The organism is Alkaliphilus flagellatus, from assembly GCF_018919215.1.
Taxonomy (GTDB): domain Bacteria; phylum Bacillota; class Clostridia; order Peptostreptococcales; family Natronincolaceae; genus Alkaliphilus_B; species Alkaliphilus_B flagellatus.
On sequence record NZ_JAHLQK010000006.1, the window covers coordinates 118,486 to 140,084 of the forward strand.

Consider the following 21,599-nt stretch of genomic DNA (forward strand, 5'->3'; position numbering starts at 1 on the left):
TGGTATTCTTTAAATATAAAAATATGACAGGGGGTATTTTATATGAGAAAAAAAGCAAAATTTATGGCAATGTGTTTAACTGTTGTACTACTGTTGTTCGGGTGCGGATCCGATACAACAAAAATCACAAAAGAAATGTATGATAAAATAGAAACGGGGATGACCTTAGAGGAAGTAGAAGATATTTTAGGTTTAGGGGAGGAAAATGCAAAAACTGAAGCAGCAGGAGTTGTAATAACTAGCATGCAATGGGTAAATAAAGATGGCGGAAATATACAAATAATGTTTCAAGACGGAAAAGTAGACACGAAGGCTCAAGCAGGATTAAAATAAAAATGATAATTAATAAAAGCACTTAGATTCCTCTAAGTGCTTTTATTATGCCTAAAAGGCGGTGAAAATATGGCAGATGAAAGTACAAGTGTTGGCAAGGTCCAACTAGATATAGAAATAAGCCAATCTTCTTTGAATAGAGAAATGAATAAACTAGGCACTGTATTTAATAGTAGTTTAAAAAATATGTTTAGTCAGACCACAAATTTTGTTAAAAGCTCACTAGATAGAATGACTAACAGCTTTAAAACCTTTTCTCAAGTTGGAGCTGGATCTACTGATAAAGTATCTAAGAATATAAATAAAATGAATTCTGATTTAGAAAAAACACAAGCTAAAATAGATGAAACCAACAGTAAATTGGCTCAGTTATATGCTGAGCAAGATAATATAATTGAATCCTATAGAAGCTTTCCAACTTTCTCAGGAATGAGTAATGAAGAGAGTCTTGGGCAAATGTTAAATTCTGATTCAAGGTATTCAAGTCTTACAAGTGAAATAGAAGGACTTGAAAGTCGACTACAACAGTTAAGAACGGCTAGCGATACAACAAGAACCTCTATTCGTAATTTACAGGAAAACTTATCGAACACAAACAATACTACTCAGCGTACCAATGATACAACTAGAAGAACTGCTAATAGTACTAGACAATTAGGGAGAGAGATAAATAGAGCTGGCCAAAACGCTAAAAAATCTACTGGTAAAATAGCTGGCTTTGCTAATATGATCGATAGTTCTTTTAGAAGGATATTAAAAAGAATATTTATTTACAACTTAATCTACAAAGGAATTCGAGGAATAATTAATTATACTAGTGCTGCATTAAAGACTAATAAACAATTTGTACACTCCTTAAATATCATCAAGACAAATCTTATGGTGGCCTTTCAACCTATATATGACTTTGTTCTTCCTGCTATTAATGCATTAATGAAAGGAATTGCAACAGCAACAACTTATGTAGCTAGTGCGATATCATCATTGTTTGGTAAAACCTATGAACAAAGTTACGGAGCAACTAAGAATTTAGATAATGCTAAAAAGGCTATGGACGGGTATGGTAAATCAGCAAAAAAAGCACAGGGTCAATTAGCTGGTTTTGATGAGATTAATCAATTAGATCTTAGCAAGGATGACGAACAAAGCGGCGCAGATGGATTTGAGATGACTATGCCTGATACTTCTACCATTGATTTAACTGGATTTGAAAAGTTTAGGGATATGCTTCAACCTACAATAGAATCCTTAAAAAACTTAGGTATAGCTCTGGAACCATTAAAGAATTTCGTTTCTACAGGACTACAGGATTTTTATAACAATTTTCTTGTACCAGTAGGTAAATGGACATTTGGTGAAGGACTACCTAGACTGATAGATGGGTTAACTAAAATAGTAAGTGGAGTAGATTGGGGTTATTTAAACAATAGCTTTAACAACTTATGGTTATCTCTAGCCCCTTTCGCAACCAATATTGGAGAAGGGCTGTTAGGATTTTATGAGCAAGTTTTAGTACCTATAGGTACTTGGGTATTAGGTGAAGGCTTACCAAGATTTATTGATGCTATTGCCAATGGTTTATCTCGAATTAAGTGGGGGCCTATTCATGCCGGATTAAATAATCTTTGGTCAGCTTTAACTCCCTTTGCTATAAATGTAGGGGAAGGGTTATTGTGGTTTTGGGAAAATATATTGGTTCCACTAGGAACGTGGACAATGAATAATGTTGTACCAGTGTTCTTAGATATTTTAGCAGAAGCAATCAGGATATTAAATGGAGTTATTGAAGCTTTAAAGCCACTGGGACAATGGCTATGGGATAACTTTTTAAAACCTTTAGCTGAGTGGACAGGTGGGGTTATAGTTAGTGTTCTTGATGAAATAAAAGATGCTTTAAAAGGCATTGGGGACTGGGTTACCAGTAATGAAGAAAAAGTTCAAGGTTTTTTTATGATTTTCGCTACTTGGAAAGCTACAACATTTGTTATAGAAATGAGTAAAGCAACTGCAGCGGTGGTAGCTCATACAGCTAAAATGGTGTTAAGTAAATCAGAAACATTAATTCTAATGGGGTTATATGCTAAGGATGCAATTGCAAAGGGACTAAGTACAGTTGCAACATGGGGACAGGTAGCAGCCACGACAGCATGGAATGTTGTAGCAGGAATTGCTACAACAGTAACAACAGGATTAGCTGCAGTGATGGCATTCTTAACTTCGCCTATAGGCTTGGTAGTAATAGCCATTGCAGCATTAATAGCAATAGGAGTAGCTTTATATAAAAACTGGGAGGAAATATCAGTATGGCTTAAGAAAATTTGGGAAGATATTAAGATTAAAGCTGAAGAGGTATGGACAGCAATAGAAGAATTCTTTGTAAGAATGTGGGAAGGAATAAAAACTACAGCTATAAGTGTTTGGGATAGTATTAAAACCTATACAGTTACTAAATGGAATGAAATTAAAGACTTCTTATCTAAGTTGTGGGATGGAGTAAAGGATTCATTTAAAAGAGTATGGGAATCTATGAAAGAATTATTACCATCCTTATTAGACGGAATATTAAATGTTATGAAAAACTCTTTTGATACCTTTAAAGACATAGGCTATAACTTGTTTAACATGGTATGGGAAGGTATGAAAGATATATGGAACAGTATTAATGATTGGGTATCAGATAAAGTTGATTGGCTAAAAGATAAACTATCCTTTTGGAGAAAAGGCACTGATGAAATGTCAGGTTCAGGAGGAGGCGGAGGTAGCAGAGGTACAGGTGGTGTTGCACTTCTTCCAGATGATCACCCAGATAAGCCAGGAAGTGAAGAATATAAAAAGAATAATCCTAATATGCCTGCATGGTTAGGCGGCGGAGGAATTCCAATGCTTGCTAGAGGTGGTATTGTAGATCAACCTACTTTAGCAATGGTAGGAGAGCGTGGTAAAGAGGCAGTAGTCCCTTTAGAAAATACTGCTTTTGTTGATACACTAGCAAGTGCCCTAGGTAATGCAGTTATGGCAGCTATGCAAATGGGTAACGGTGGAGGTTTGAGAGTTGATAGTAGTGGTGATATAATTCTACAAATAGATGGAACAACCTTAGGAAGAATAGTAGGACCTATTCTTGATAAAGAGAAACAAAGAATAGGAAATAACGTAATAATACAACCAATTTAGGAGGTGTAGGGAATGACTATGTTAAAAGTTGATGGTGTAGCTTTACCTACACCAACTTCATATACACCAGATTTTGAAGAAATAAGTAAAGCAGATAGAAATGCTAATGGGGATATGATAAAAGAAGTAATAGCATATAAATACAAATTAAATGTTACATGGAAGATGTTAAGTCAAGAAGAACTTACTAAATTAATGAGTGTTAAAAGGAAAAATTCTTTCACATTAGAATTTATTGATATGGATACAGGTAAGCCTAGAAAAGGGCAATTTTATGCAGGAACACCCTCTGCTAATGCTATGGATTATAAAAATGGCAGAGTAGAAAACTGGCTTGATATAAAAATGAATTTTGTAGAAATGTAGGTGATATAAATGATAAATGTAAGTGAAGCTTTTAAAAGAGCAGTTTATGCACCTACCAGAAGAACAACAGCTAGGGTATCCTTTGAAATTCTAGATAATGAAGCCTATAAAGATAATAATATAGCTGTAAGCAGTGAAGCTAGTATAAGCAGAAAAGAGCAATTAACTAATAAAATTAGGGAAATGAGTAATAAATATGCTGTGTTTGAAAAGGACTATTTTAAATTAGATGGTTCTTTTTTTATTCCACCTAAACCTAATGAAAACTTAGAGTCTGAAATAGGCTGGTGGAGTGATAGTCTATGCGATGAAAATAGTATTTTTAATCCATACCAAGTATTAGAATTTCATTTTAACAATGAACATTCCTCAAGAGGTTTAACTATATATTTTGATGTTCTAAATGATGAATACGCGGTAGATTTTGATATTAATGTATTTGATATCCATGGAAATATAATAAAGCATGATTCTATAGTAAATAACTCTAAATCTAGTTATGTATATGTAGCAGCATTAAGTAACTACAAGAAAATAGTTATAACTATAAAGAAATGGTGTAGACCATATAGGCGAGTAAAGATTACAGAAGTGGACTTTGGAATAGTTAAAGAATATGATGATAATAGTTTAATAAAGATGAATTTAATACAGGAGATGGACACTATAAGCTCTACACTCCCAGCTAGTGAACTTAAATTTACAGTGGATAATTCTAATAAAGAGTTTAATATGATAAATCCTTCCGGATTTTATGAATTTCTACAGCAGGGCCAAGAATGTTCCTTGGAAATAGGTGTTGAGCTAGACTCCGAAAAAGTAGAGTATACACCAATGGGGAAATATTATTTAACGAATTGGCAAAGTGACGAAGGAACTCTAACAACTACTTTTACAGCTAGAGATATATTAGACTCTTTATCAAATGCAGAGGTAGAAAATACTGTTGTAAGAAATATTACATTATATGATTTAGCAGAAGAAGTATTAAATAATAGTGGAATAGAAAATTACGTATTAAGTGAGAATCTAAAGCTTATAAGTACAAAGGGACTTCATAGAAAAATGAATTATAGAAGCTTATTGCAGCTTATAGCTATAGCTGGTATGTGTGTAGCCTATGCTGATAATACAGGAACTTTCTACATGAAGCAATTAATAAGTGCGGAAGCTGTAATTGACTCTATAAATGTTACAAATGAAGCAAGTGTAAGTAATAAAGATCAAGTGATAAACAATATCTTTGAGCCTTCCATAAACTTAGCAAGTTTTGAAAAAGATAGATTTAAGTTAGATGGTTCTTTTTTTATTCCAAGGCAAAATATGAGTAATTATGAAGTAGGTTGGTGGAGTGACAGCATATGTAATGAAGAAGGTATATTTAATATCCCTTTAGTACTGGAGATTAATATATCTAACGACCATAAAACACCTAACCTTGAAGTAGTATTCGATACCTTAAATAATGAATATGCTAAAGCCTTTGATTTAAAGGTTTATGATGAAGTAGGAAATATAAAGATAAATGAGAGTGTAACAAATGATAAGGTCAGATTTTTCTATGAAAGCAGTTTACTTGAGAATAGCAGAAAAATAGAAATTGTAATTAATAAATGGTCTAAAGGATATAGGAGGGCAAGAGTAATCGAAGTAGGATTTGACATTCCAGTTGATAGTATAACCTTTGATAACATTTATAAAGAACCACAGATTGAATTATTGGAAGCTGTAAAGGCTGTTGAAGTGACCTATTATCCTACGGATTTAAATAACAAAAGCACATATATAGCAATTAATGATTATATAAAAGAAGGTACTACCTTAAAGCTTGAAAATAGCCTAATAAACAATGAAATAGATGCTAAAAATGTAGCCGAATGGATTTTAAATGAAAAGAATAATAGAGCTAACTTTAAAGTTGATTGGAGACAAAATCCATCCTTGTGTCTAGGAGATAAAGTTAGTATAGAAAATGGATACAAGACTTATAAAATTGCTAATATAACTAAACAAGAATATAGCTATGAAGGATCCCTTCAAGGAAAGACGGAAGCAAAGGGGGTAATATAATGTGGCTTGAACCTAAAACAGATTGGAATAAAGATGATTATTACAATGCTAAAGACCTAAATAGAGTTGAGAATAACACCTTAGAGTTAACTAAAATTCTAAAGCAGGAATTAGGTATTAATGTTGAGCTAGGGCCTGTAATAACTGATAGAGATTACAACAGTATAGAATTTGTAGATAGCCTAAACAGAATTGAAAGAAATATCGAAGCTATTAGACTAAACCTAGTTACCCCTGTAGGCTATGAAGATATGAGAGAATGGTCCAATCAACCAACACTCCAAAGTTTTGATTTTAATGATGCAAATAGATATGAGAGAAATTTAGAACTTTTATACAAATGGACCAGGCTAATAAAGGACAGCATTATTTATTGTGGTACATTTAATTGTGGAGAGGAAGTGATTTAATGGCAAGAATATGGAAAGATAGGGCAGTAGAACATCCTAGAAGATATAAGGACCAGAATGGAAATATATTAATACTTACTCCGGACCCTGGAGAAATAATGGAAGTAGGAACTCCCGTTAATGCTGCCAATCTAAATGGAATTGAAAACGATATACAAAATATAACAGAAGTTATAAATAACTCAGATCTAAATGAGCTTAGAGGTTATGGAAGATATTCATTTGTACCATTACTTAATGATTTAGTCGTAACTGATAAGTTCTTTATAAATTCTAACACGAATAAAGCATATGCCTTAAGAGATGTTGTTACAAATGGTGGACTAACTGCACACAGTTTGTCCTTATCAACTCAAGCTATCGCTAGTAAATTTACACCCCAGATTGATTTTGAAGAAAAACATTTAGTTGTCAGGATTAATGCTAAACGTACTAGTATAGGCACACCTCTTTTTAGAATTTATAAAGCTAATAACGGAGTACCAGGAGAACTTATAGGTAGCTATACATCTGCATATTCAGAAGGTGGGTTAGATACTACATATAAGGTCATTACATACTTTATACCTTTAACTCAAAAGTTAAATGCTAATGAAGAGTATTTTTTAGTAATTTTCAATAGATATCAAGATGGTACTTCCCCCTTGGAAATTTCATTTAGCCCTTCTAGCATAGGCAGGCCAGCACAAAACTATCTGTATTCAACTAATTGGACCACCAATCAATCAAATGTTACATGGACCAATTTTGATAATAGATCCTTAGACTTTGACCTACCACAACTATATAAAGGTAGTGTGGGTGAAAAACATATATTAGAGCAAGTTATACAAGTACCAGATCTATACTCTTGGGGAAACATAAAGTGGGGTATATCGACTAAAGACGCGGAAGTCTTAATTCAAATTCTAGACACAAATAATAACTTGCTTAAAGAAAGTTACTCTATAGATGGCATTGATTTATCTGATATAGACGCTACAGACTATCCAAAACTAAAATTTAGAATTGAAGTAATTAAGGGTGAAACTGCAAAGTACACAATGATAAATCCTGCAGTTACCTTTAAAACTGTGAACACTCAGCTATATGTAATAGAAGGCTCTTACCGTGGTAACGGATCATATTCTCAAGTCATAACTTTAACAGATTATAATATTAAAATTGAGTTAGTAGTTATAAGGCCTGGTAGTGAAACGAAAATTGTATCTATGCAAAGATATGGTTCAAAAGGTTTTACTGTTTATGATAACGATGGCGATAACACTAACTCAAACTCTTATCCATTTAAGGTGTTCTATAGGAGGTAGAAAAATGTACATTGTTAAAATTGAAGATAGAAAAATTGTTTCAAGTTTATATCTAAGCCACCCTAGAAAGTTACTAGAAGGAGAAGTCACAAAAGAGATACACGACAGTATCAAGTATCTACCAGCAGAATATGAGGAAGTAGATGGAGAAATAGTTAGTATAATCGAGCAGGAAATACCTATAGTTGAACCGCAGCCAACACTAGAAGAAAAAATAAATCTACAAATAGCACAAAATACAGCAGAAACACTAGAGGTATTAACAACATTAAGCGAAATGCAGAAAATAGAGCAAGCACAAAGTAATGCAGAAATGATCGAGTTAATATTATCACTTCAAGGAGGTATGTAATTATGGTATTTACGGTGAATAGCAGGATAGTACAAGACTATGTTTTATTAATAAATAAAAAATTAAAGACAATAGAAGAAGTTCCTAAACTCTTTAATTTAAAAGAAGTTGTAGAGCAATGTTTAGAACAATAAAAAATATAATAAAATTTATAAAGGAGTTGTTTATTATGACATTCAAACCAAATTCAGCAATTGTGAGAAGCTATGTAATTTTGATTTTAGCGGATAAAATGGAATATGACGAAGTGCCTAAGCTGTTAATCTTCGTGAAGCAGTACAAGAAGCATTAGAAATTTAACCCGAGAAGGGCTTTTTTTATGCCCTTCTTGCAATCGTAGGGCAAACACATATAAATTTTTAGGGCTTAGTCCTTTTATTTTCATGGATTAATAAGTATAATTTATTATGTGAAGCAAAAGAAAAGAGAGGAAGGAGATTTAACTTGAATATAGATATTTCATATGAAATTCCAAATGCAAAAGAATACAATAATTTAAGGATAATTTCAGGATTGAGTCCTAAGGATGAAGCAGCATCAGAAATAGGATTGAAAAATTCCATTTTTATGATTACTTTAAGAGATTCTGATAAATTAATTGGTATGGGAAGAATTATAGGAGATGGAGGATGCCTTTATCATATAGTAGATATCGCTGTTGCCCCTTCTTATCAAGGCAATGGATTCGGTAATTTAATTATGTCAGAAATAACTAAATATCTAGATAATCACGCACCAAAGGGTTCCTATGTAAGCTTAATCGCTGATGTTCCTGCTGATAGATTATATAAAAAGTTTGGATTTGATTATTCAGCACCAAAGTCTGTTGGCATGGCAAAAAGGTATTAAAAATTAACATTAACATTATCTAATACCTATATTTTATTTAACAAGAAGAGATTAAGTTTAACTTTACAAAAAAGAACTTGGATAAGCCATGTTCTTTTTTTATGCGATTTTGGAGGTGAAAACATGAAAAGATATATAGTAGTTATTGACCCTGGACATGGGGGGACTGATCCAGGAGCAGTAGGCCCTACAGGACTAAAAGAAAATCATGTAGCATGGCGAATAGCATGTATGGTAGCAGATATCCTAATGCGATATGGAATAGAAGTTATATTTACACGTGTTGGAGATGAAAAAATCAGCTTAGATAAAAGAGTTCAGATAGCGAACAAATCTAAAGCTGATTTTTTTATATCTATTCATATTAATAGTGCAAGCAATCCTTTAGCTACAGGAACAGAAGTATTTGCGTATTCTAAAGCCTCAGAGGGAAACAAACTAGCAGGAACAATATTAGATAGTCTATTAAAAGAGATAAATCTGAAAAACAGAGGAATAAAATACGATAGATTACAAGTTGTTGCAACTACTAAAATACCAGCTTGTCTAGTAGAAGTAGCTTTTATTAATAATCCTACGGAGGAACAGTTATTAAAACAGGATGAATTTTTAGAGAAGGCAGCTGTAGGAATTGCAAAAGGAATATTAAATCATATTGGTATTGATTATATGTCAAAGGAGGATAAGTCTATGAGTTGGGAAGAAAAGCAAGGATTAGAGCATCTTGAGAACTTGGTAAAAAAGAAAATCATTGATAGTCCAGATTACTGGAAAGATAGATTATTAGAACCCATGCCGACATGGGCCGTATTTGCCTTAATAGACAGAATTACAGATAAATAGAAAGTAGGTGCATACATGGAACAACAACTTTTAAATTTAGCAGCAGGAAATGGACTTTGGGCAGCATTATATGTATTTCTTTTTATATATGTACTATACGATAGCAGACATAGAGAGAAAAAGTATCAAGAAACTATAAGTGAAAATCAATCAGTAATTAAAAACCTTACAGAGAAATTTGGAGTAGTAGACAATATCCAGCAAGATGTACACGAAATAAAAGCGGTATTAAGGAGGTAAGGAAATGTACAGCTACATAGTAGACCACATTCCAAAGGGAAATAAAAGACTGGGGACTAAATTGCAACCTGAATCAATCACTATACATAATACAGGCAATCCCACTAGTACAGCTAGAAATGAACGAGGGTGGCTTACTAATCCATATAATACTAGCTCTACAAGTTTTCATATTGCAATCGATGAAAAAGAAGTAGTGGAATGTATACCATTGGATGAAATAGCTCACCACTCAGGAAACAAGCAAGGGAATTTAACTTCTATAGGAGTTGAAATTTGCGAGAGTGGTAACCAAGAAAAGGTGTGGGACAATGCTATTAAATTAATTGCAAAGCTATTATTTGATCGTGGCTGGGGATTAGACAAAGTAACTACACACAAAAAATGGAATGGAAAGAACTGCCCAAGACTAATCCTTCCTAGATGGAATAAGTTTATGGGTAAAGTAGAGAAAGAATTATCTAAACTGTATAGTATCAAGAATCAAGGAGTAAGTGAATGGGCAATTGAAGCATGGGAATGGGGAAAACAAAAAGGTGTTATTGATGGGACAAGACCCAAAGATGCAGCTACTAGAGAAGAAATGACAACTATGTTATATAGAATGAAGGAGGAAGATAAATGATCGAATTAATTCAAAGTTTTATAATGATAAATTTAATTGAAGTTGCTGGCACAATTATTGTTGTTACAATTGGATTATGGCTGTATAAAAGAGGGCAAGAAGATTTTCTAAGAAAGTTAGTATTAGCACTTGCAACAGAAGCTGAAAAGCAATTAGGTAGTGGTACAGGTGAATTAAAATATGCAATGGTAGTAGAAAGGATATATGAGATTACCCCTGGTATTTTAAAACTACTGTATAGTAAGAAACAGATTGATAAGATGATTGAAGATGCTGTAGAGTATTTAAAAAGATATTTAGCAAGTGGAAAAAACTTATTAGGGTATGATAAAGAAATAAATGGGTAGCTTATGCTACCCATTTATTTCTTTAATATGTCATCTATTGATATTGTGAATGAACTTTCTGTGTACTCATTAAATATATCATCTTGATAGGTTATAACTGTAACATTTAAATAATCATTAATAAGATCAATCTTTGTGAATTGTTGTTCTTCAGAACACTCTCTAAATAGTGTGATTTCTCTTGTAGTGGTATTTAAAAGATATAAATTCCCACCCGTAGATACAGTTCCATAAGCATGGCCAATTATAACTAATAAATACTCATTATTAATCCAAATAGCATCTTTTGGAATGTTGCTTTCAGAAGGTTCAATAAGTAAATCAGAAGAGGAAGTAGTTGTATTGTATAGGTATAAGCTACCCAGCTGCTCCCATTCGAATGGAGATATATAAGCAAACTTATCCTTATTTGGAGAAATGATTGGCATTGACGGTGTATTGTTATTGATTATTATTTTATTATCATCTTTTTCTATAAAAATAGAGTTATACTCATCGAAATAAAGTGATTGATCAGATGAGAGAGTTTCAATAAATTTACCCATAATAATATCATTCCTTTCATAATTAATACTATTTAAAACCTGGGGATGACGTGAAATTTCTTCTTCAAGTCCTATTTTAGGCAATATTAAACATTTAATATTTAGTTGATTTTCCAAACTATTGATATAATCAATCATACCAGAAGAAGGATCTAAAGGTACAACTAAAACCCAAAAGTCAGGGTCATGTTCTTTTGCAGTTATTACAGAATCATAAATTGCAGGTTTTGCAGGAAATTTTTTCTACTTTTTGCATTGAAATATCCACTTTCTCTTATATCCTAAATTCAATGGTAGTCGTTCAAAAGTATATGCTACGATGTCTCTGCCTTTATCGCCACCACCATTTCCATGCCATTCTATGTTTAAAAATGAATTGTAACTAAGTATACTGAAAGTTAATTTCTCAAACTGCGTATGACTAATTAAAGACCATTCCATATAATACCCCCTATTAAGTATAATTAATTACATTATACTATATATCTTATACCCAATTTCTACTGAAACATATAATTTGTTCCTATATATTAAAAACATGCAGTAATTTTATCTGTTTATGCCGGAATAACATTTTTATGCGAGGAAAATTATTTCTTATCTATATAACATGGGTAAGGATTATTTAGATGATGGCGAACTAAATAAGAGTGTATAGAATTTTGGAGTGGTTGACAAATTGCACGTTTATAGGCGAAACAGTTACATAGCACGTAGTATGCAACCATTTAAGGGGAGCACCTATTAATTTAGGTTACTCCCCTTTTTTATTGATTACTTGGCTTTATTATAATTTTGTTCAAGCTATTTTGCTTTTATACATATATTATAAAATAAATTATATTTAATGTGTAAGGTAATGTGCAAGGTAATGTGTTAGGGTAGGGCTTAGGCTCTACCTTTTTTGTTTTTACCTAGATATATCACAATATATGGGTAATTTCATAATATATATTACAGCTACTAACAATTTTAAAACAGAAAGAGGGGTTGGATATATAGTAGCAATTGAAGAAGGAGGTGTAATATATGAGTGAAAACGTTGAAAATAAAGGTTTATTTGGAGGCTGTGGTTGTGGTGGTTTTTTCGGAGGCGGTTTCATTTCCTTCATCTTTATAATTATTATATTATGTTTTGTATTTGGACTATTTGGACGTGAACGTAGATGCGGATGTGGGTGTTAGTTCAGTAATTGTAAAAGACAAAGGAAAGGTGATTAGGGTAGAGCATAAGCTTTACCCTTTTTTTATTTTGTATAGATATATCACAGTATATAATTTGTTTCATAATATATATTACAACTAAAGATGAAGCCACTTATATATCGCAACTCACTCATTTTCAAAAGGGTAGTAAAATATATGTTTTCTTTTATCTTCTTAATTATTTATATTATGTTGTGCATATTGACGTGAATTTTTTAATTGTAAAAGATAAGGGAAACATAACTAGGGTAGAGCTTAGGCTTTACCTTTTTTTATTTTCAACATGAAATGTAGAACAGTTTATACGAAATTTCATAATATATATTACAACTAAGTATAGTCCTAAAAGATAAATTAAGTTGTGTATTTAGTAGTACTTAAAATAAAAAAAAGGTAGGTGTCATATATGTCTGAAATTGCTACAAAAGGTGGATGCTCTGGTGGTTTTTTTGGAAATCGAAGTAGTTTACTTTTCTTCTTTTTGATCTTAGTGATAATTTTCTGTAACTGTGGTATTTTTAAGGGATCAGGAGATAGCTTATTATTCTTCTTCCTATTACTTGTTGTACTATTTTGTGGATGCGGACGTGACGGATTCTTATTCTTCTAAAAAGAAGATTAACAGAATTGGGGTAGGGCTTAGGCTCTACCCTTTTTTTATTTTATTAGATATAATATTATAAAAAAGGGGTATTTAAAATGAGCGAATTAGAAGTAGAAATTATAAATCCAGAAGCGATACCAATCATAAGGGATAGATTAACTCTAATGCTTTTAGAACTAATGGAAGAAAAAGATTTAAAGAATAATTATTTAAATTCACAGTTAGAAAAAAGCGAAGTATCATCTGAAAATAGGTTGGAAAAAAATAATATATGTGAAAATGTTACACTACAGGAACTTGAGGTACAAAGACCAGCAAAAATAACTGTTGCAGTAGCCGCTAAGATAATGCAAGTAACTCCTAGGTTTGTCCAAATGGGACTACAACAAGATAAATTTCCATTTGGGACAGCTGTAAAAATGAAAAGATGGTCTTGCTACATTAATACAGAGAAATTCATTAGATATATGAAAGAAGAAACACAGCAAGTAACATATAATATTCTAAAATAAAAAAGGAGATAATCTATTAGGACTATCGCTTTTTATATTGTGGTTGCAATATTACTAGTTGTTAATCACAGAAATTTTAAAAAGATTTATTAAGCAAATAAAAGATATAGTAAAACAAATCATTTCATTTAAGAGTATTGATTTTAGCAATAATAATGGAGGAATTTATGTGAAAATATGTGAGTATTGTGAAACAAAGACACTAGATGATGTTATACAATGTAAGAGTTGTGGCTCAAAAGAATTTAAAAATATATGCGAAAACTGTGGAGACATATTTTCTGGGACTACATGCCCTAAGTGTAGAGTAACAATTGGTAAGAAACCACGTATTTGTTATGATTGCGGAGAAGAAACATACCTTGAAATATGTGAGCATTGTGAAGCTGATCGTGTTAACGGAAAACAGAACATATCTATTCATATAAACACTAATATAAGAAATGCTCAGATGCCATATAGAGCGAAAAAGAAATCCAAATCAGCACTAGGAATAATTTCTGTATTTATTATCATTGCAGTTATTATAACTGGTATTTCGCACATTACCCCAGTTAGTAAAAATGAAAATAATGCAAAAATCCAAACTGATTTATCTGACATGGACATACTTACTTTGCCGGGGCACCCCAAATTTTATGGAAGTTATAAAGAAGCAAAACAATTTTGGCGCAAATATAAGAAAGTTAAAGTTATAAATGTAAAGGAGACTATTTATGGTAAGCATGAGGATTCATTATTACTGATAACAACCAGCGATACAGCTAATGGTGTTATAACAAAAGTTATTATAAATTTTCCAAAGTCAAATGAACTGACTATAAACGATGTTTTAAAAGTAGTTTGCGAATATATTGATTATGATATTATAGAAAAATATTATTCATTTAATGAATCTTTTCATGAGACACGTGTAGATGGTGGAGATAAAGGATTATACTATGAAGGATTCCACTATGTTATGAAACTGAATGAAGAAGGTAAAGCTGTTAATAAAAGTAGAGAAGCATATTATCAAGATAAATTTGCATTTAAAATAGGACATAAAAACAATGAGCAATGGACTGCTGAGATTAGTTATATGATGTACAAAGGAGGTCATGATAGATTTCATCCCAAAGCATACAATGTAGAAAACTGGGATATAGATTTAAGTAAATTTAAATGATTTTAAAAAAACTACATATTTACATAATATTATTGTAAGATTCGCAATAGGGAATTGAACTCTAGTCTATACTGAGAGATAAATGTACATGAAAGGTTTAGAAATAACTCAAAAAAGAATCCAGGTACTTAAAACGGATAGTGAAACTATAAAAGCCTTAGACATAGACAAAGGGGAGCTTAGGACTTTTAAAGTAGAGAATATATTATCAGCCATGGATACAAAGTTAATTGATAATAACGAAGGAATAAGGGGGGATTATCATGCTAACTGAAAGACAGATGGAAATTTTAAAAGCAATACATCAATATATACAAGCTAATAGTATAAGCCCAACTGTAAGGAATATTGTAGATTTAGTTGGGTTAAAATCCAGCAGTACTGTATATAGACATCTTAGTAATTTAGAGAAGGAAGGTTATATTACAAAGATAGATACTAGTCTGAGATCTATAACAATAACGGAAGTAGGATTAAAGCTAATTAATACTAAAGAATAAAAAGGTTTAGGCAGTCGCTGTAAAAACTGTGGAATTTGGTATACTTAAAATATATATAAAAACATAAAAAAGCGATAATCTAATAAAGACTATCGCTTCTTTATTTAGGAAAGTAGCTATCACAAGTCCCTTCCTATTCATATAAACACGTGCCACTTTGCGTGCCATTTATGCCACAATACAACAAAAAGTAAACAAGTACACACAAATTGCAAAAGTGAAAATGGCTATTTATGAACGTTATAACAACGTACAGAAGTATACAAAAAGAATATCTTAAGTCTTCAAAACCAGCGCGAGGGGTTAGTAGCCTCTTGGGTGGGTTCGATTCCCACGTACTCCCTCCAAATTTAGTAATTTGAACAGTTATACAGTTTTAGTATAACTGTTTTTTTATTTGCCAAAATAATTAAAACCACTATGTTCAATACCATGTTTGTTCTAAAAATAAAATTTGCGAAGGTATTGAAAAATGGCTATTTCTATGAGGGGAAGGAACAAGATTGAAACCAGTGTGAAAAGCGACCGAGTTTCAAAGAAAGAATTATTAGTTAAAGATTTTATTGAACTTCATACTGATTTTGTACGTGATAAGGTGTTGGAAAATCTAGCATCAAAAACAATTAAAGACCACAAAAATATTTTTAAATTCCTTGTTAAATGGATAGACGAATCACACTGGTCTGATAAAAACCAGTATGTAACTAAATCATTATTTTTAGATTACAATGAATACATGATGTTTGAAAAGAATTATGCTCCATGTACTGTAAATGTTAAACTTAGACCTATTAAAGCATATATTAATTGGTTATTAAAAAATGAACATCTAAATACTAATTTTAATAATTATATTAAGCTAGTTAAAGTTGCAGAGGATAGAGTTTACCCATTAACAAAATCTGAAATTAATAAACTAATTAATGCTATAGGAAATTATAGCTATGCAAGATTTAGAGATCTAACTATATCAATTTGTATACTTGATTGTGGCATTAGAATAGGTGAACTATTGCAACTAACTTATCCTGATGTGAGCTTTAGTAAAAGCTACATTATTGTTAGGGCAGAGGTAAGTAAGACTAGAACGGAAAGAATACTACCAGTATCAAGGAAAACACTAAGCTTTTTAGAGCAATTGAAGGACATAACTATAGAACAAAGCCGAACACATCTATTTTTATCTACTACAGAGGAGAAGGTTATTGCAGAATCAGATGTATTTACTAATTTTAGAAAATATAAAAAAGAGGCTAATATAAATAAAAAGTGTACACCTTATGTCTTGCGTCATACTTTTGCGACAGAAATGGTTAAAAAGGGAGTAGATATTTTTACCTTGCAACGAATGATGGAGCATAAAAATATTACAACTACAAGACAATACGTATATTTAAACGATGATGATATACTGAATAAACACAAAGAAGTGGATATTCTGTCTAGCTTTTTAAAATAATAATTAAAAAAGAAGTAGCTTGATTTTTAAGCTACTTTTTTAAATTCAATATTCAACACATTAATGTACATAACAAATTTAAAATAGCTTTAATGGTATTATAGCTAAATATGCTTATACAAGGATACTGATTTTAAAGAAAAAGAAAGAGAGCAGATATTTGTTTAGGGATATACAATATTTTGAAATTAATGTTATAATTAACATATCGTAAGAGTATGATTTGGTACATACTTGTAAAATAATGTGAAAGAGTAAAAATATACTTTAAAGATGGTGGTTTTATGAGTGAAAATAATTGAAATATAGCCATAAGATTAAAACTTTTTTTCATAACTTTCTCAATGGGATTAATTCTTTATGTCATTTTAGGAGGAATGTTTTTAGGGTTTGATGGGCTTAGTGAGCTTAATATTGATTGGAAATTTATAGTGATAATTTCTCTTCTAAATAGCGTTTTTAGTCCTAGCAAATATAAGAAAATCAAAATTGAAATACCAATAGAAGATAAAGCTAGTTTTACAATACTTTTCAGGACTGCTTAGAATATACCAAATTAAAAATTATTAACGAAAAGAATGATGTTTTCATAGTAAAGCCAAAGCTTGGTTAGGTAGATATATGGTTACGGAAGGAAAAAGTTTCTGTAACTGTAGATGAAAATCAAGCAATATTAATAGGTCCTAGTGTTTATGTAGAGAAAATAAAAATAATGTTAAATGCTTTCTCATAACGTAGTGACGCAATATTGATAAAGTATGAAGAACTTAAATTAATGTTTAGTTCACATCATCTTTTAAAGGCGTAACAGATGAAAATTGAGTTGTCTATCTACATTAATGGCAATGCAAGTAATTATTCTTTGTAGAAGATAATCATATGAAAAAACCAAATAACTTTATTGTTGGATTTGGTACACTAGCTTAATAAATTTTGTACAGATTTACTATAATTCTAAAGAGAGGAGTTGAATATTTGATAGCTATATCATTGATAATATTAGCACCCTTAATTTACTCTGTATGTAGAGTGATAATTAATAAAAAGTATAATTTAAATATACCAATTCTACCTGAGAGATATTATGATAACATACCACTAACAATTATTCAGGCAATATTAAGCATATTTAGTATTGCAATAGCAGTAGCTTTACTAGAATTGATTCAATAGTATTTGATGTAAAATATGAAGGCCTTAAATTAATACTAATATTTTTGAAAGGATGGAATTATATGGAGGCACTATCGATAATTTTACCTGCTTTAATTTCAGTTTCGGTATTATATCTACTTAATAAGACATTTAACTACAAAGATAAATTAGTTTAGGTTTTTGGAACTATTAAATATAAGGTAACTCTACTTATTATAACACTTATTGTATTTTTTATTATTACATACAAATATGATATTTCCATCGTTAGAAGTCCGATAGGGATATCTGTATTCTGGTCCTATTTCTATCTAATAAATGTGCCCAATAAACCTCGCTAATTATAACTTTTATCTAAGTATGAGACATTATCTTTTTTAGACGTAACAGTATAAAAATACGTAGTAAACTTATAAAGGAGTGAAAAAATGAAACAGGATATTTTATTAGCGATTATTCCTGTATTAGGATATATATATTATGTGTGTCGTTCTTATGCTCAATTTAAAAAGAAAGAATATAATCCTGAACGGATAATTCTGGGAGATTCACTAATAGGCCTAAGTCCAGCAATTTCCCTATATATAATTAACAGTGCATTTATTAAAAATATGATGTTGTTAATGCTGTTTATTTTGATGATGTTCATTACATTTATGAATTTTAGATTTTATAAATACTCTGGAAAAATAAAATTTTTTTTCTTATCAAGTACAATCTTAGCTTCAATTACAATGCTTTTATTTAATGGTTTCTAATTATTAATATATAAGTTGTCTGTTAAGAGTTATTCGATAATATACTTCTCTATATTTCATTTTATAAATCAGTCTAATATTTCTATATATTTATATATTAAGAAATAAATTTTACATACTTTACTTTTTAATTGTAATAAATATGTTTTTGATATAGGGATGATTGTAATTATAATATAAGAACTATTTACAGTGGTTTCTATTTTTACAGAATACTATGAATAGAAGTAGAAAGAATTAGGAGAAAATGATGGAATTAGAAAATATAAGTTGTCCTAAATGTGGATTAAAAATGGAAAATGGATATATGTATCCAATTAGGGATATAAAATGGACCTATAATAATAAACCTAAATTTACTGCATTAGGGGATGAAACATTGATTGGTTTATCAGGTTTTACTATGAACAAATTACTATCTTATAGGTGCACAGGTTGCAAAATTGTTACATTTGAATATTATTCATCAAACTAAACTAAGACATATCATTCTTTTAGACGTAATATACGATTTAGGAGGATAATATAGAAAAAATGAAATCTAATAAAAAATTATCTGTTATTAATAGCATTTTTGATGTTGTATTTATTATAACGGCATTACTTATTGGCTTAAATGTATTTGAAATGAATAATTTCTCAGCGATTTTATTTGTAATTTGGGGTGGACTAAAAATAGTGAGTTTAATAGGTAAGAAATTATATAAACAAAGACAATAAGGTGAGATTAGCTTTATTTAAGGCTAAAGGTGGATGTCGCATCATCTTTTTTAGACATAACAGATGAATTTTGTGAAATACGGATTAATAGATTTGGAGCCTGAAGTACTTAGAGGGATATAGGATTTCGAAATGATATAGTTGCAGAATGAAAATTTGATTCTTAAGGAAATATGTAAAAGGTTTAATATAAGTGATAGTAAGATTTATAGGAGGATTGGATGTTAGACGATATTATAGAATCTTTAATAGATTTAATTGCCGATTTTATTTTTATTTGGTCTGATAGTAAAAAAATGAAAGGTGGACAAAAGAAGATACCTTTAGTTATTTTAATTCTTATAGTAGTGATTTGTGTGTTAATTCTTATAAAAATATAGAATAATTACAGAAGTGTTGTGCATTAGATGTATTATACGAATCAAGTAAGGGAGGCAATATACCATGATTAATAAAAAAAGAGGAACCCTACTTTTTTCTATTTGTTTATTTGTAATTATTTCAGGCTACTTTTATTTTCAAAATAGAGATGTATTTAATAATCTAGAAGGTTCTAAAAAAACTATACCTAATTATATGATTGATAAAATAAATGAAACTCGTACAGTAAGCAAGTTTGATAAGGAAGATGTTATATTTGAATTTAGTAAACTAATGTATAATTTTCAGGATTTTAATGATGAATTAACAGATGAAGATATTTTAGTTAGTGATTTAAGTAAGTCTATGAATTTGTATGTGGATATTAAGGATGTAACTATTAATAAAGCTATTTCAGATATAGATCATTTTTTTAAGCTATTAAAATATGGATATGCAGGATATGAATTTTTTGGTGGGGATGAAACATTTATGGAAGCTAAAATGAATATGCTAAAAGAAATTAAAGAGCATAGTGAAAATATTTCTACTGAGGAATTTAACCAGATTATTTTAAGAAACTTAGACTTTATTCAGGATGGACATTTTGCTGTAGGAAAATACAGAACAGCTAAAGACTATGTATACTATTCAAGCGAAAAATATGAGCTTTTCAAGGACTCTAAAGGATATTATACGAAAATAGATGAGAAAAAATATTATATATCATTTAAAGAAGATAGTATTTCTGAGAATGATTTAAAGCTATCTATTAATAAAGATGGCGAAATTGTTTATTATATTGGATATTTATCAGATTCTACAGATGAATATGAGTATAAAGATATAGAACTTAGAAGTAATAATAATTATATTAGAGAAAATATAAAATTTACTAGGTATAGACGAGATACGAATTTTGATAGATCAAATATTTATAAATACAGCACTATAGGAGAAATCCCAGTTATTGAAATCAGAAGTATGCTAGCTAATACACAAAACCAACTTATACAATTAAATAAGTTTAGAGAGCATGCAGCTATTTTGAAGGATAAAGATTTATTTATTATCGACATAAGGGGAAATGGGGGCGGAAGTGATTCTTATTGCAAGGATTGGATTAGCACTTATACAGGGCAGGAAATTAATGTGGGTGGAAATGTTAATAGTGAGTTATGGACTAGAACAACTATAAAAGGGATTGAGGAAGCAATTAAAATTCATGAAGATGAAAGTATTAAAAATTGGGTAAGTAAGATAATAGAGGATGTTAAAAATAGTAGCATTTATCCAGGATGGTCAGATATTAATTATAAAGAACAATATACTATAGAAAATTCTAATCTTATAATTGTAATAATGGATAAAGGAGTAGCATCTTCTGGAGAAACTTTTATAGAGATATTAAGAAGTATGGAAAATGTAATATTTGTAGGTGTAAACACTAGTGGTATGTCATTAGTTGGAGATAACATACTCTATATTTTGCCCAATTCTAACATGCCTGTGTATTTTGGGAAGAATTTAGACTTAAATATAGATTTAGAGAATGTAGATGGAAAGGGATTTTTTCCAGATTTATGGATAAACTCTAATGACTCTATCGATAGAGTTTTTAAGTTTATTGAAAGATACGATATGGAGAGCTTGAAGAAAAAATCAAAGATTTGAAGTTTTGCATGTAGGCGTC

At 30.4% G+C, this 21,599-nt stretch carries 29 protein-coding genes and 1 tRNA gene; 28 read left to right on the plus strand and 2 right to left on the minus strand.

Annotated features, from left to right (window positions below):
• Nucleotides 1-42 precede the first annotated feature (42 nt).
• The 13 genes from KQI88_RS15275 to KQI88_RS15330 all read left to right on the plus strand — a co-directional run bounded on the left by KQI88_RS15275 (nt 43) and on the right by KQI88_RS15330 (nt 10,919).
• A complete protein-coding gene (locus KQI88_RS15275) occupies nt 43-333 on the plus strand; it encodes an outer membrane protein assembly factor BamE (RefSeq protein ID WP_216418779.1) in 291 nt (96 codons plus the stop codon).
• A gap of 69 nt (nt 334-402) precedes the next feature.
• A complete protein-coding gene (locus tag KQI88_RS15280) occupies nt 403-3,507 on the plus strand; it encodes a phage tail protein (protein WP_216418781.1) in 3,105 nt (1,034 codons plus the stop codon).
• A gap of 12 nt (nt 3,508-3,519) precedes the next feature.
• Nucleotides 3,520-3,873, plus strand: a complete 354-nt coding sequence (locus tag KQI88_RS15285; RefSeq protein WP_216418783.1) for a DUF6711 family protein — start codon at nt 3,520-3,522, stop codon at nt 3,871-3,873.
• A 9-nt stretch (nt 3,874-3,882) separates the two neighbouring features.
• Nucleotides 3,883-5,943 carry a hypothetical protein gene (locus KQI88_RS15290; RefSeq protein WP_216418785.1) on the plus strand — a complete coding sequence of 687 codons (2,061 nt, stop codon included), beginning with the start codon at nt 3,883-3,885 and terminating at the stop codon, nt 5,941-5,943.
• Entirely contained in the window at nt 5,943-6,353 is a 411-nt protein-coding gene (locus KQI88_RS15295; RefSeq protein WP_216418787.1) for a hypothetical protein, read from the plus strand. Before KQI88_RS15290 ends, KQI88_RS15295 begins: the two co-directional genes overlap by 1 nt.
• On the plus strand, nt 6,353-7,663 hold the full coding sequence (locus tag KQI88_RS15300; protein ID WP_216418789.1) for a hypothetical protein: 1,311 nt from the start codon (nt 6,353-6,355) through the stop codon (nt 7,661-7,663). The genes KQI88_RS15295 and KQI88_RS15300 overlap by 1 nt, the downstream gene beginning before the upstream one ends.
• A gap of 4 nt (nt 7,664-7,667) precedes the next feature.
• Nucleotides 7,668-8,015, plus strand: a complete 348-nt coding sequence (locus tag KQI88_RS15305) for a hypothetical protein (protein WP_216418791.1) — start codon at nt 7,668-7,670, stop codon at nt 8,013-8,015.
• Between the two features lie 2 nt (nt 8,016-8,017).
• A complete protein-coding gene (locus KQI88_RS18370; RefSeq protein WP_281417591.1) occupies nt 8,018-8,149 on the plus strand; it encodes a hypothetical protein in 132 nt (43 codons plus the stop codon).
• Between the two features lie 310 nt (nt 8,150-8,459).
• On the plus strand, nt 8,460-8,864 hold the full coding sequence (locus tag KQI88_RS15310; protein WP_216418793.1) for a GNAT family N-acetyltransferase: 405 nt from the start codon (nt 8,460-8,462) through the stop codon (nt 8,862-8,864).
• Between the two features lie 123 nt (nt 8,865-8,987).
• On the plus strand, nt 8,988-9,707 hold the full coding sequence (locus KQI88_RS15315) for an N-acetylmuramoyl-L-alanine amidase family protein (RefSeq protein WP_216418795.1): 720 nt from the start codon (nt 8,988-8,990) through the stop codon (nt 9,705-9,707).
• A gap of 15 nt (nt 9,708-9,722) precedes the next feature.
• Nucleotides 9,723-9,947 carry a BhlA/UviB family holin-like peptide gene (locus tag KQI88_RS15320; protein ID WP_216418796.1) on the plus strand — a complete coding sequence of 75 codons (225 nt, stop codon included), beginning with the start codon at nt 9,723-9,725 and terminating at the stop codon, nt 9,945-9,947.
• A gap of 4 nt (nt 9,948-9,951) precedes the next feature.
• Nucleotides 9,952-10,572 (plus strand): peptidoglycan recognition protein family protein, encoded by a 621-nt coding sequence (locus tag KQI88_RS15325; protein ID WP_216418798.1) that lies wholly within the window; start codon nt 9,952-9,954, stop codon nt 10,570-10,572.
• Nucleotides 10,569-10,919: a hypothetical protein gene (locus KQI88_RS15330; RefSeq protein ID WP_216418800.1), complete on the plus strand. Its 351-nt coding sequence runs from the start codon at nt 10,569-10,571 to the stop codon at nt 10,917-10,919. Before KQI88_RS15325 ends, KQI88_RS15330 begins: the two co-directional genes overlap by 4 nt.
• 14 nt (nt 10,920-10,933) lie before the next feature.
• On the opposite strand, the gene KQI88_RS15335 is transcribed toward KQI88_RS15330, so the two are convergent.
• Together KQI88_RS15335 and KQI88_RS15340 are read right to left on the minus strand one after the other, a co-directional pair.
• Complete coding sequence (locus tag KQI88_RS15335) at nt 10,934-11,464, minus strand: DUF4652 domain-containing protein (protein ID WP_216418802.1); 531 nt, start codon at nt 11,462-11,464, stop codon at nt 10,934-10,936.
• Between the two features lie 243 nt (nt 11,465-11,707).
• A complete protein-coding gene (locus KQI88_RS15340; protein WP_216418804.1) occupies nt 11,708-11,905 on the minus strand; it encodes a hypothetical protein in 198 nt (65 codons plus the stop codon).
• A 588-nt stretch (nt 11,906-12,493) separates the two neighbouring features.
• On the opposite strand from KQI88_RS15340, the gene KQI88_RS15345 reads away from it, so the two are divergent.
• From KQI88_RS15345 to KQI88_RS15415, 15 genes are all read left to right on the plus strand, one after another.
• Nucleotides 12,494-12,649, plus strand: a complete 156-nt coding sequence (locus KQI88_RS15345; protein WP_216418806.1) for a hypothetical protein — start codon at nt 12,494-12,496, stop codon at nt 12,647-12,649.
• Nucleotides 12,650-13,076: 427 nt separating this feature from the next.
• Nucleotides 13,077-13,280 (plus strand): hypothetical protein, encoded by a 204-nt coding sequence (locus KQI88_RS15350; protein WP_216418808.1) that lies wholly within the window; start codon nt 13,077-13,079, stop codon nt 13,278-13,280.
• Between the two features lie 89 nt (nt 13,281-13,369).
• Nucleotides 13,370-13,786 (plus strand): hypothetical protein, encoded by a 417-nt coding sequence (locus KQI88_RS15355; protein WP_216418810.1) that lies wholly within the window; start codon nt 13,370-13,372, stop codon nt 13,784-13,786.
• A 169-nt stretch (nt 13,787-13,955) separates the two neighbouring features.
• Entirely contained in the window at nt 13,956-14,954 is a 999-nt protein-coding gene (locus tag KQI88_RS15360; RefSeq protein WP_216418812.1) for a hypothetical protein, read from the plus strand.
• An 88-nt stretch (nt 14,955-15,042) separates the two neighbouring features.
• Nucleotides 15,043-15,228, plus strand: a complete 186-nt coding sequence (locus KQI88_RS15365; protein ID WP_216418813.1) for a hypothetical protein — start codon at nt 15,043-15,045, stop codon at nt 15,226-15,228.
• Nucleotides 15,218-15,454, plus strand: coding sequence for a LexA family protein (locus KQI88_RS15370; protein ID WP_216418815.1), 237 nt, complete (start codon nt 15,218-15,220; stop codon nt 15,452-15,454). The genes KQI88_RS15365 and KQI88_RS15370 overlap by 11 nt, the downstream gene beginning before the upstream one ends.
• A gap of 254 nt (nt 15,455-15,708) precedes the next feature.
• Nucleotides 15,709-15,801 (plus strand) — tRNA-Sec (locus KQI88_RS15375).
• Between the two features lie 125 nt (nt 15,802-15,926).
• Entirely contained in the window at nt 15,927-16,913 is a 987-nt protein-coding gene (locus tag KQI88_RS15380) for a tyrosine-type recombinase/integrase (RefSeq protein ID WP_216418816.1), read from the plus strand.
• A gap of 377 nt (nt 16,914-17,290) precedes the next feature.
• Nucleotides 17,291-17,458 (plus strand): hypothetical protein, encoded by a 168-nt coding sequence (locus KQI88_RS15385; RefSeq protein WP_216418818.1) that lies wholly within the window; start codon nt 17,291-17,293, stop codon nt 17,456-17,458.
• Nucleotides 17,459-17,888: 430 nt separating this feature from the next.
• Nucleotides 17,889-18,086 (plus strand): hypothetical protein, encoded by a 198-nt coding sequence (locus tag KQI88_RS15390; protein ID WP_216418819.1) that lies wholly within the window; start codon nt 17,889-17,891, stop codon nt 18,084-18,086.
• A 410-nt stretch (nt 18,087-18,496) separates the two neighbouring features.
• A complete protein-coding gene (locus tag KQI88_RS15395; protein ID WP_216418821.1) occupies nt 18,497-18,826 on the plus strand; it encodes a hypothetical protein in 330 nt (109 codons plus the stop codon).
• A 250-nt stretch (nt 18,827-19,076) separates the two neighbouring features.
• Complete coding sequence (locus KQI88_RS15400; RefSeq protein ID WP_216418823.1) at nt 19,077-19,301, plus strand: PF20097 family protein; 225 nt, start codon at nt 19,077-19,079, stop codon at nt 19,299-19,301.
• A 59-nt stretch (nt 19,302-19,360) separates the two neighbouring features.
• Nucleotides 19,361-19,546, plus strand: coding sequence for a hypothetical protein (locus KQI88_RS15405; RefSeq protein ID WP_216418826.1), 186 nt, complete (start codon nt 19,361-19,363; stop codon nt 19,544-19,546).
• 221 nt (nt 19,547-19,767) lie between these two features.
• Nucleotides 19,768-19,926, plus strand: coding sequence for a hypothetical protein (locus tag KQI88_RS15410; protein ID WP_216418828.1), 159 nt, complete (start codon nt 19,768-19,770; stop codon nt 19,924-19,926).
• A gap of 64 nt (nt 19,927-19,990) precedes the next feature.
• On the plus strand, nt 19,991-21,580 hold the full coding sequence (locus KQI88_RS15415) for a S41 family peptidase (RefSeq protein ID WP_216418830.1): 1,590 nt from the start codon (nt 19,991-19,993) through the stop codon (nt 21,578-21,580).
• Nucleotides 21,581-21,599 lie beyond the last annotated feature (19 nt).

Bases quoted from the DNA above. Each gene is read 5' to 3' on its own strand.
- KQI88_RS15275 (WP_216418779.1), top strand. From the start codon at position 43: ATGAGAAAAAAAGCAAAATTTATGGCAATGTGTTTAACTGTTGTACTA.
- KQI88_RS15280 (WP_216418781.1), top strand. From the start codon at position 403: ATGGCAGATGAAAGTACAAGTGTTGGCAAGGTCCAACTAGATATAGAA.
- KQI88_RS15285 (WP_216418783.1), top strand. From the start codon at position 3,520: ATGACTATGTTAAAAGTTGATGGTGTAGCTTTACCTACACCAACTTCA.
- KQI88_RS15290 (WP_216418785.1), top strand. From the start codon at position 3,883: ATGATAAATGTAAGTGAAGCTTTTAAAAGAGCAGTTTATGCACCTACC.
- KQI88_RS15295 (WP_216418787.1), top strand. From the start codon at position 5,943: ATGTGGCTTGAACCTAAAACAGATTGGAATAAAGATGATTATTACAAT.
- KQI88_RS15300 (WP_216418789.1), top strand. From the start codon at position 6,353: ATGGCAAGAATATGGAAAGATAGGGCAGTAGAACATCCTAGAAGATAT.
- KQI88_RS15305 (WP_216418791.1), top strand. From the start codon at position 7,668: ATGTACATTGTTAAAATTGAAGATAGAAAAATTGTTTCAAGTTTATAT.
- KQI88_RS18370 (WP_281417591.1), top strand. From the start codon at position 8,018: ATGGTATTTACGGTGAATAGCAGGATAGTACAAGACTATGTTTTATTA.
- KQI88_RS15315 (WP_216418795.1), top strand. From the start codon at position 8,988: ATGAAAAGATATATAGTAGTTATTGACCCTGGACATGGGGGGACTGAT.
- KQI88_RS15320 (WP_216418796.1), top strand. From the start codon at position 9,723: ATGGAACAACAACTTTTAAATTTAGCAGCAGGAAATGGACTTTGGGCA.
- KQI88_RS15325 (WP_216418798.1), top strand. From the start codon at position 9,952: ATGTACAGCTACATAGTAGACCACATTCCAAAGGGAAATAAAAGACTG.
- KQI88_RS15330 (WP_216418800.1), top strand. From the start codon at position 10,569: ATGATCGAATTAATTCAAAGTTTTATAATGATAAATTTAATTGAAGTT.
- KQI88_RS15335 (WP_216418802.1), bottom strand. From the start codon at position 11,464: ATGGGTAAATTTATTGAAACTCTCTCATCTGATCAATCACTTTATTTC.
- KQI88_RS15340 (WP_216418804.1), bottom strand. From the start codon at position 11,905: ATGGAATGGTCTTTAATTAGTCATACGCAGTTTGAGAAATTAACTTTC.
- KQI88_RS15345 (WP_216418806.1), top strand. From the start codon at position 12,494: ATGAGTGAAAACGTTGAAAATAAAGGTTTATTTGGAGGCTGTGGTTGT.
- KQI88_RS15350 (WP_216418808.1), top strand. From the start codon at position 13,077: ATGTCTGAAATTGCTACAAAAGGTGGATGCTCTGGTGGTTTTTTTGGA.
- KQI88_RS15355 (WP_216418810.1), top strand. From the start codon at position 13,370: ATGAGCGAATTAGAAGTAGAAATTATAAATCCAGAAGCGATACCAATC.
- KQI88_RS15365 (WP_216418813.1), top strand. From the start codon at position 15,043: ATGAAAGGTTTAGAAATAACTCAAAAAAGAATCCAGGTACTTAAAACG.
- KQI88_RS15370 (WP_216418815.1), top strand. From the start codon at position 15,218: ATGCTAACTGAAAGACAGATGGAAATTTTAAAAGCAATACATCAATAT.
- KQI88_RS15380 (WP_216418816.1), top strand. From the start codon at position 15,927: ATGGCTATTTCTATGAGGGGAAGGAACAAGATTGAAACCAGTGTGAAA.
- KQI88_RS15385 (WP_216418818.1), top strand. From the start codon at position 17,291: ATGTTTTTAGGGTTTGATGGGCTTAGTGAGCTTAATATTGATTGGAAA.
- KQI88_RS15395 (WP_216418821.1), top strand. From the start codon at position 18,497: ATGAAACAGGATATTTTATTAGCGATTATTCCTGTATTAGGATATATA.
- KQI88_RS15400 (WP_216418823.1), top strand. From the start codon at position 19,077: ATGGAATTAGAAAATATAAGTTGTCCTAAATGTGGATTAAAAATGGAA.
- KQI88_RS15405 (WP_216418826.1), top strand. From the start codon at position 19,361: ATGAAATCTAATAAAAAATTATCTGTTATTAATAGCATTTTTGATGTT.
- KQI88_RS15410 (WP_216418828.1), top strand. From the start codon at position 19,768: ATGTTAGACGATATTATAGAATCTTTAATAGATTTAATTGCCGATTTT.
- KQI88_RS15415 (WP_216418830.1), top strand. From the start codon at position 19,991: ATGATTAATAAAAAAAGAGGAACCCTACTTTTTTCTATTTGTTTATTT.